General features: G+C 63.2%; 1 protein-coding gene. It reads right to left on the reverse strand.

Annotated features, from left to right (window positions below):
- Positions 1–201 (reverse strand): ABC transporter permease family protein (locus tag SB717_RS35475; protein WP_410907622.1); only part of this gene is annotated, 201 nt, incomplete at its 3' end.
- Between the last annotated feature and the right edge of the window lie 76 nt (positions 202–277).

A 277-nucleotide genomic window follows, 5' to 3' on the forward strand; every position in this document is an offset into this window, starting at 1 on the left:
GGCTGAGGGCAGTCCCGACTGGGCCCAGACTTGGGCGAAGTTGTCACCTGTGGCGTGGATGCTCGGGACGAACGCCGGCGTGAAGTCACCAGCGGGCCGGATCGCCAGGTTGACGAGAAGGTAGACAGGAATCAGAAACAGGAGACTGCTGCCGTAGGAGAAGGCGTAGGCGCCGGCGCGACCGGCCTTGAGGGCGTTCATACGTTTCTCTCCTGACGTAGGAGCACGGCGAATTGCACGAGCGAGAGGATGGCGACACCGATAGCGAGAACGACCG

This window comes from Priestia sp. SIMBA_032, assembly GCF_046535215.1.
Classification (GTDB): domain Bacteria; phylum Bacillota; class Bacilli; order Bacillales; family Bacillaceae_H; genus Priestia; species Priestia aryabhattai.